Genomic DNA, 6,605 nt, shown 5'->3' with positions numbered 1-6,605 from the left:
TCTCTGATCACACGCGATAAACCCAAAAGGTTTACGCTCAAACGGCCAAGCCGTGTTACAATAGGCCGCTCCAAGCGGCCTTTGTCGCTTCTGAAGGAAGCAGGAAAACGCTTCTGGAATTTTGTAGGAATCCATAATAAGGGTGCCTACCTTACACGCGATAAACCCTTCGGGTTTACGCTGATGACGCAAGCCGGCGAGGCCGACTTGCTTCGTCGAGACGAACTGCAAAGCAGTTCGCTCGAGATGGCGCGGGGTGGAGCAGCCCGGTAGCTCGTCAGGCTCATAACCTGAAGGCCGCAGGTTCAAATCCTGCCCCCGCAACCAGTTCCTACATACTTCAATCAATGTAATGATTTGACGCCTCAATAGGCTGCTGTGTCTATTGGCGGCGCCACCCGTGCTAGCGTCTTTGCTGCAGATGGCCGTTCGCCCGGCGATGTTGCCGGTACCACGGATACTAATTCCTACACTACACCGTCGCGGAGAATCGCGATCCAGCGCACTGGAGCGCTAAAACCCACCGAAACTCATTTTCGTGGATGGCTATCTAAGCAAGGTCAAACGGCGCGTCTTCTGCAGCATGCAATACGGTCAACGACCGCGTTAGGCGATCAGCTGAGGCTTTGACGGACGCCTCGATATACATCTTGTTGCGCTTCTGACGAAGCGAGTTCATCTGATCAGCGGCCCTGCGCCCCAAATCTGAGGAGGGTCCGCTTATATGCCTTTGCGTCCCGAGCTGAGCGAGCAGTGCCTGGATACAAACGTCTCGCTCGTCAATTGTCTCGGCGACATGGTAACTTTCCCAGAGTTCCTTGATCCGCAAATTAAGGGCGTTAGGGGCAACCAGCTCCCGCCCGACGATGCCGATACCGGTGATAAAAACCGGACGGCTTCCTGTGCGAAAACGGATTTTATGCGATCTCAGGCCCGCACTTGCGATAATTTGGCGAATTTCGCGCACGACATCGCCATGCACAAACTTTCCCGATATGGTCAGGTCGTCTACCCACAGGGAGTAGCGTAAACCGTGATGTTCGCACAGATCGGCAATCTGATCGAACATCGATCGATGGATAAGAGTGCACAGTACAGGTGTTAATGGTGAGCCGAACGACACTTGGCCGTCGATTGTGCACAAGTGGGTAAGTAGCCCGGCAACATCTGGATAAATCCCCATCTCGTCTCGAAACCAGCGCCGCACCATGGCGGCGGTGGTTGACGGGTAAAACTGTTTTAGATCGAGGGTCAGATACTGGTGTTGGCCCAGATGCAAAGCAGCGTTATCACGTTGCCCACGCTTTCTACGAGGGCTGAACAGGTAGCTGGGTTGCTTAATCTTATTGAGATGGAATTTTAGGCGTTCATGAACGCCTCGCAAATCGGCCATCGGATACTTCAGATCACGGAGCTTCTGCTTCTTTCCGATGATTTCCTGACGGCGCACGATGAAATGTTCCTTATGCGTCACAAGAAACCGCAGATGATCGCGCGAAACGCCTAGGAGCTTACCAACGTCTCTTTGAGTTGGTCGCTGCGCAAATGGTGAGCGCCCCAGTTCGTACTTTTCGATTGGTGGACGAGCCGGTTTACGACGCATGCGGCACGTCGCGAGGCGAGAGCTTTTCGAGTAGCGTAAGCACACCGCTAGCTACAATCAATTTGCCTCTCTTGGGAATTGGTTGGCCGTCGAGCTCTTCAGCGAAGAAAAGCAGCTGTGACATGCGGACGTCGAATTTCTCGCTGTAGCGCTCCAGTAGTTCCATAGAAACCGCCTTTGTACCGCTCTCGACTTCTGACACCATCGATTGCGAAATTTCCAACTCGGTTGCCAATTCCTTCTGTGACAGGCCGAGATAAAGACGCAGCAGTCTCAGCGCATCGTTTATCAGCGGACGCTTGGTCATATTCATAACGTGCTCCTTAGGGCTATTTCCGAGGTCGCCGCTCATTGCCGGTCTGAAAACCAAGACCAAAGGCGCAGGGCAGCGACTGCTGCCTGACCCAACGCGGTGAAGATCTTAAAGATCAATACCGCGTTCAACATGCGACGCCGCCGCTGGTGATGACTGTTTGTGCTCATTGTAAGTGTGTCCTATGTTTCCGCCGACGGGATTGTCGGCGCCCGTGGAAACAGGACGACTGTTCAGCGACGTTTGACCTCGAACATGCCGCACCCGGGCCCGACGGGTGCGGCGCGCATGCCACGGTCCCTAGCCAGACGACGGGATTGAATCGGGGATTTTCATCCCCACAGGGCCTCCGGCCCCATACATTGACGGGTTCAGCTTTGAGCAACCATCACGATGATCAAAATAGGACCGATATGGACGATTGTCAAATAAAAAATCGCTAACAGCGATAAATTATCGGGATGCAGTAACAAATGCCTATATGTTGATTATGGATGACCCACCTTTCCGAGAACATCGAGTATCATGATCCATCATTCAAGGAAGAGGAACTGATCCATAATCAGTACACAGGTCGTTCAGTGTGGACAATCTTCTCATTAGAGCTCTTGTAGCTCACTAAACAGATTGAATTGGGCTCGTTCTTTCATCCTGTCCCACGCAAATTTCATGGGGACAGGGTTCTTGAAAACGAAGTGGCCTTCCAGCTTAGGTTGCGCGGTAAGTTTCAAATACTTCTTGACCTCTGGCACGTGCGCGTTGATCAGTTCAACGCGCCGCAGATGCTTAAGTAGAAGGTCCGGTTTTCCATTTTCGCTTAGTTCACCCCGGAAGTCCAAAAGTTGTTCGGCAATTTCGCCGTCGGTCTTACGGTGCTGAACGTCCTTGCACTCGACTAGAAGTACGCGGTCAGACTCTGCTTTCCAAGCCAACACATCGATGTCACCATAGTCCAGAGCAAACCCCTTACCGAGGAGTTTTGTGATGCGAACTTCGGTTTCGACGTTCCAACCAAGTTCCTTGAGCCGAGCCGCAACCTCCGTACTAAATTTCTTGCCCATTTTGTCTCGGGCTTTGCCAGCCCAAACTTTCATCTTGGGCGTTAGCTGCCAGAGCGGGAAATCCCCTTTGTAATAATTACTAAAGGAGTAAGCGAAGCCGTCGCGCAAGATGCCGGGTGCTACGATGAGCTTGGGGTCTTCGGTATCATCAAGTTGAATGAACGGCTTGCGAAGCATAGATAGTCGCCGCCGGAAACGCCACGGAAAGAGATCTTTTTCGAGATACCCTTCCGGCACCTTGCGCCAGCACGGCCTGCTTTTCAGCGTCAGGACTTCAAGCAACCGCTTGATTCCATCCGCATAAGGCGCGTCCTTGCCATCGCCCAAAGCAAGTACATCACTTCGCTTTAGCGCCAAAACCGGTTTCTCCTGTTTGATGCCCATATCCTCGATATCATCGATGAATTTGCGGGCGACATCGATTGGGGCACCAAATTGCTCTTCAAATGCTGCGATGAAATTGCCGTCAATTCGCGACCCATCGGTTGGAGTAACCGTTGGTTCAAGCAAGTTGCGGGCGTAGTTTTCAATGTTCTCTTGAACGACCGCCCCTGTCATCGTCCGCCCGTATGGGGTTAGGATTTCCTCCTGAAAATCGACGTTAGCATGGATATCGCCAAGCGGTGTGATGTGAACAAGCGGCTTCATTGCTTGCCAGCGAATGGAGTCCGACCATCCGCCCAGTCCGCAGGTCAGGATGATTTTTGCCATAATGCGCGACATATCGAGTTCACCGGGTTTCATGCCACCCTCAAGAGGACATTCACAGATCGCAAACTCCACAATTAAGCGAGTGGCTTGAAATACTGTGTTCAACTCGGCTTCGTGCTCTGCGATTGCGTTAATGGTAGCGTTCCTGTCCTTATGCAGAGCGACGACCGCCGATGCCGTGCGCCGCCAATTATCACGATCCGACGCTGCAGCTTCGTGGTTCATGAGCGCAAACACGATAACGGAGCGCCGGTCAAATTCGCGCAGGTCCGTGCAGATTTCATTCTCGAGGAGCTTCACAATGCCGTTGAGATATATTGTGCAAGCTTCGCGCCCTATAATTTCGCCGCCCTCTGATCGCGGGCGGTTGCGCCAACCCAAACCCAGCTTTATCGCCGCACCGTCATCCACGTCGATCTTGACAGGTGACCGCCAAGTCGATCGCTTCACGAAATCACGGAAGCCCTGCGCACTGAATGCATGACTTTGCCTGGCTTCAGGACTTGGAACGATTTTCGTGACAAGTGAATCCAGTGTCGCGTCGTCAAGTGGTGTGTTCGCAAGTCTCGCGACGCCTTCAACAAATCGCGTCACCAATGCGCGTTCAGCGACGTTCACTGGATTATAGATGGCGTCTTCGAACTCGGCACCGACGTCAATTGAGATTGTGGACCAAGTAACTTCGACATCTAGGAACGTCAAAGTTTGTTCGATAGTCAAGAATTGACCTTCGTGTGAAGCCGCTCGGTCGCCAAGATCTCCCTCAAACCTCACCTTCCACAGAATTGGGCCTGGCGGAATCTGTGGGAAGGCGGTGTCTAGCACGGGAGCGGCAAAGCAAAGCCAAGTACGCAACATTTGATAGCGCTGATAGGCGAAGTTGCCGATGGTCTTATCGGTCGTTTCCAACTGAACCCACCAAGGTCGCATCGTTGTCTCGTAGACGGCCATGGGCCAACGCTCTTTGGATGTTTCCGAAACGTAAAATGGGCGACCCAAATCTTCCTTGAAAATAGATTGGCCGTCTCGCTGCGTCGGAATCCATTTTCCGTCTATAGCAAGCAGCGCGTGCTTGTCATCCTTCTCTGCAACCTCTTGGCGGATTTTGAGCAAAGCGTTCTGTTCGACCAGAATCATTTTTTCGCCTTCGCCTTCGCCGTTTCCGAATTCCGCAGGCATGCTGGCGTGAGGAACAAGATGTCCACCGAGCGCGCGCGCCCAGGCAACGAGATTCAAAAGTCCATTTACATTTAAAAAATTTACGCCGAGCGCTTCAACACTGTCACGGCCATTCAGCAGTCGCCATAGTGACAGTGGCTTAAAGTCTGACAATGAGCTTAGGGTAAAAAGGTCGGGTGCGCTGATAGGCTCGACCTTCCAATTCTCATATTCCCTTTTCGGAGTCACATCCAGCATGCCCCGCCCAACGCCGCACCCGACGAGCAACGTGATGCCGTCTCTAAAATCCGGCGCTCTTCGCGCCGTCTCATGAGCATGGCTTATCCATTTCTCAATATCGGCTGTAAGGCCCGCGGCATTTTTCGTCGGGTATGTCCCAATTAGCCCGCCATTGGCATCGAAGTCTTGTAGCGTGTCACCGAAGAACACAAAGTTCATAAAGCGCCCACGGTCGGCCATAAACATTACGCCCGCGATCAGGCCGTTATCAGTCTTCCTGAATTCCACAGGCGCGCCCGTATTGCCGCCAAGAAGCGGGATGCGGTTTGCAGCAATGGCGATTTCATGTGAGAGTAATCCAGCGAAAAAGTCGCGAAGGCCCATCTGTTCCATGCGCTCGATGACGAATCGCCGGATCGCCGCAGTCACGGCGGTTGGCAATAGTAGGTAAAATTCGCCATTGCGAAAGACGACTGGGTGCCGCTCCAAAGCGGAGTGACCAATGCGGTCAGACGTCAGCTTGAAGCGCGATCGCGGATCGAAACCAAATTCCGCCAGCTTTAAAGCGGAAATCCCGGCTGCAATCAGCTCTTCTTCCGTGAAGCGGATGCGCTGACGCAACAATCGGGCGCTTTCAAGGATTTTCGACGGAAGTTTCTCTTCTGGCCTGACATTGCCGCTTGTGTAACGCTGCAAGGCTGCGCGTTCGCAGACGAGATCCGACAACCTTAGTAGCGCGTAAACGCATTCGAGCATCGGCATGAATGCTTCCGCGTCAATGTTCACTGCCATCTCCAACGCGTTCACAATGCGCTGGGTGTGAAAGCCGGCAGATTCCCAGATACCTTCAAGTACACGAAAATTGCCACGTTGTGTGACGATCAGCGACACAAAGACATCCTCTGCCGGGTCTTCTAAGCGTCCGCTCACACCGCCGCCGACAGCTTTGAACAAGCGCGCAATGATTTTCTCTGTGGGTTTGCGTGTGCCCCGCGCCAATGAGAAGCAGAGATGCGTCAGCACTTCCAGCCGTACGCAGTTGCTCTGCAGCTCGGGAACCGTCAGTAGACCGCTGAAGCAGGCCGTTAGCCTCAGCGGGTCAAAGTTTTCGATCTCACGAAGCAGTTCGCGCTGTTCAGCAGCTATCGACCCCAATGATATTTCGCCAAAGCTGAATGCTGACGGCAGCTGTCCAAGTAGTTCGCCGATTGTTTGGATTGTAGTCAATGGCGGTTGCTTCCTCGCGGCTAGGTCGATTGGAAGTTAGTCTTCGAGGCTTTTCAGTCCAGAAGAGAACACAAAGAGAACGGCAGCGCAAGAAGCGACTCAGATGAATTGCTCGTTAATCGTGTACTTCTCGCTTCGCGTGGCCATTGGCCACTTCCAATTCACGACCTGCTTGAAGACCCAACATGGGCTCCTCGGTGGTTGGCTTGAGCAAAGCCAGCGTCCAAAAATTCGCCTCCTCAATCAGATCAATTGAGCCTAAAGGGAATTCCCATCAGAGGAAGCGCGCAGT

General features: G+C 52.9%; 4 protein-coding genes and 1 tRNA gene. 2 read left to right on the top strand and 3 right to left on the bottom strand.

The window, feature by feature from the left end; genetic code table 11:
• Together BJ928_RS39185 and BJ928_RS34275 are read left to right on the top strand one after the other, a co-directional pair.
• Window positions 1–273 (top strand): hypothetical protein (locus tag BJ928_RS39185; RefSeq protein ID WP_210211184.1); only part of this gene is annotated, 273 nt, incomplete at its 5' end.
• Window positions 251–327 (top strand) — tRNA-Met (locus tag BJ928_RS34275). The genes BJ928_RS39185 and BJ928_RS34275, both read left to right, overlap by 23 nt.
• Window positions 328–550: 223 nt before the next feature.
• On the opposite strand, the gene BJ928_RS34270 is transcribed toward BJ928_RS34275, so the two are convergent.
• The 3 genes from BJ928_RS34270 to BJ928_RS34260 form a co-directional block, all read right to left on the bottom strand.
• Window positions 551–1,603 carry a reverse transcriptase family protein gene (locus tag BJ928_RS34270; RefSeq protein WP_082012015.1) on the bottom strand — a complete coding sequence of 351 codons (1,053 nt, stop codon included), beginning with the start codon at window positions 1,601–1,603 and terminating at the stop codon, window positions 551–553.
• On the bottom strand, window positions 1,593–1,916 hold the full coding sequence (locus tag BJ928_RS34265) for a helix-turn-helix transcriptional regulator (protein ID WP_197070155.1): 324 nt from the start codon (window positions 1,914–1,916) through the stop codon (window positions 1,593–1,595). The genes BJ928_RS34270 and BJ928_RS34265 overlap by 11 nt, the downstream gene beginning before the upstream one ends.
• A gap of 599 nt (window positions 1,917–2,515) precedes the next feature.
• Window positions 2,516–6,313 (bottom strand): hypothetical protein, encoded by a 3,798-nt coding sequence (locus BJ928_RS34260; protein WP_047636323.1) that lies wholly within the window; start codon window positions 6,311–6,313, stop codon window positions 2,516–2,518.
• Window positions 6,314–6,605 lie beyond the last annotated feature (292 nt).

The sequence above is a fragment of the Rhizobium sp. WW_1 genome, from assembly GCF_003610155.1.
GTDB lineage: Bacteria > Pseudomonadota > Alphaproteobacteria > Rhizobiales > Rhizobiaceae > Rhizobium > Rhizobium tropici_A.
This window is presented reverse-complemented; position numbering and strand designations above follow the sequence as displayed.